The sequence below is a fragment of the Streptomyces sp. NPDC048002 genome (assembly GCF_040653275.1).
In the GTDB taxonomy this organism is placed as follows: Bacteria; Actinomycetota; Actinomycetes; order Streptomycetales; family Streptomycetaceae; genus Streptomyces.
On sequence record NZ_JBEZNL010000091.1, the window covers coordinates 1 to 2,098 of the forward strand.

1 protein-coding gene is annotated in these 2,098 nt (G+C 70.2%); it reads left to right on the forward strand.

Annotated elements, in window-relative coordinates; all coding sequences use genetic code 11:
* Positions 1-609: 609 nt before the first annotated feature.
* Positions 610-2,098: MDR/SDR family oxidoreductase (locus AB0E07_RS39810; RefSeq protein WP_362263374.1), on the forward strand; the 1,489-nt coding region annotated here is incomplete at its 3' end.

Here is a 2,098-nt window from a genome sequence, read left to right on the forward strand (position 1 = left end):
GAGGATCCGTTCGGGCTGGGTGCTGCTGTGCAGGGTGCCGGGCTGGCCGTGGACTCGTATCCGGATCTTGAGGGGCTGCGGGTCGTGATGGAGGCCGGCGTGCCCGCGCCGGAGTTGGTGTTCGTGTCTGTTCCGCCGGCCGTGGGCGGCGGTGATGTGGCTGAGGCTGGATTGCGGGTGGCGACGGACGTTCTGGGGTTGGTGGGGGAGTGGCTGGCTGACGAGGGGCTGGCTGGGACCCGGTTGGTGGTGGTGACGCGGGGCGCGGTCGCTGTGGGCGCCGACGACGGGGGTGACGTGGCGTCGGCCGGGGTGTGGGGGTTGGTGCGGTCGGCGCAGTCCGAGAACCCGGGGCGGCTGCTGCTGGTCGATCTGGATCCGGATCCGGGAGTGGGTGCGGACGGTGTGGTGGAGAGTGCGTGGGGCGCGTTGGAGGCGGGGGAAGGGCAGGTCGCGGTTCGAGGCGGAGGTGTGTGGGTCCCGCGGCTGACAGGAGCGGGTTCGGGGTTGGTGCCTCCGGCGGGTGACGGGGCGTGGCGGCTGGACACGGTGGCGCCGGGGACGTTGGAGGGCCTGGCGCTGGTTCGGGTGCCGGGTGATGGGGTGCCTTTGGCCGCTGGGCAGGTTCGTGTCTCCGTTCGCGCGGCCGGTCTCAACTTCCGCGACGTCCTGATCAGCCTCGGCATGTACCCCGGTCAGCCCGTACTCGGCAGCGAGGCCGCGGGTGTGGTCGTGGAAGTGGGCGAGGGCGTGAAGCATCTGGCTCCAGGGGACCGGGTCATGGGTGTCATCCCGCACGCCTTCGCTCCCCAAGTCGTCGCTGACGCACGTGGCCTCGCCCCGATTCCGGAGGGCTGGTCGTTCAAGCAGGCGGCCTCGGTGCCGGTGGTGTTCCTGACGGCGTACTACGGCCTGGTCGACCTTGCCCGTGTGCAGGAGGGCGACTCGGTTCTCGTCCATGCGGGGGCCGGCGGAGTGGGGATGGCCGCGATCCAGTTGGCCCGGCACTTTGGCGCCACTGTTCTGGCGACGGCGAGTCCGGGTAAGTGGGATGTCCTGCGTGGTCTGGGTCTGCCGGACGACCGGATTGGTTCCTCCCGGGACCTCGGTTTCCGGGAGAGGTTCCAAGAGGCGACCGCTGGTGCCGGTGTGGACGTGGTGCTGAACTCCCTGGCGCGTGAGTACGTCGACGCTTCCCTCGAACTCCTCGCTCCGCAGGGCCGTTTCGTCGAGATGGGCAAGACCGACATCCGCGACTCCGAGCAACTGGAGCAGTCGAACCCCGGAATGACCTACGCACCGTTCGAGCTGGGCGAGGCAGGTCCGGAGCGGATGGGTGAGATCCTCGCGGAGGTGCTCTCCCTGTTCGAGGCGGGGGTGTTGGAGCCGTTGCCGGTGCGGGCGTGGGATGTGCGCCGGGCGTCGGAGGCGTTCCGGTTCATGAGTCAGGCCAGGCATGTCGGCAAGGTGGTCCTGACGATGCCGCGGTCCCTTGATCCCGAGGGGACGGTCCTGGTCACCGGCGGTACGGGCACGCTGGGCGGGCTCCTGGCCCGTCACCTGGTGACCGAACACGGTGTCCGGCGCCTCCTCCTCACCAGCCGCACCGGCCCGGACACCCCGGGATCCGCCGAACTCAGCGCAGAACTAGCTGAGTTGGGTGCGATGGTCGAGGTGGCGGCCTGTGATGCCGCCGACCGGGCCCAGCTCGCCGCCCTCCTCGACGGCCGTAACCTCACCGGTGTCGTGCACGCCGCCGGAGTCCTCGCCGACGGGCTGGTCACCTCCCTCTCCGCCGAGCAGCTGGCCGAGGTATGGCGCCCGAAGGCGCAGGCGGCCGTCAACCTCCATGAGCTGACCCGCGACACCGACCTCGCTCTGTTCGTCCTGTACTCCTCCGCCTCCGGTGTCTTCGGTTCCCCCGGCCAGGCCAACTACGCCGCGGCCAACACCTTCCTCGACGCCCTCGCCCACCACCGTCACACCCTCGGTCTGCCCGCCACCTCCCTGGCGTGGGGGTATTGGGAGCAGGCGAGTGGGATGACGGGGCATATGGAGGTTCGGGACCGGGCTCGTTTGTCGCAGGGTGGTCTGGTCC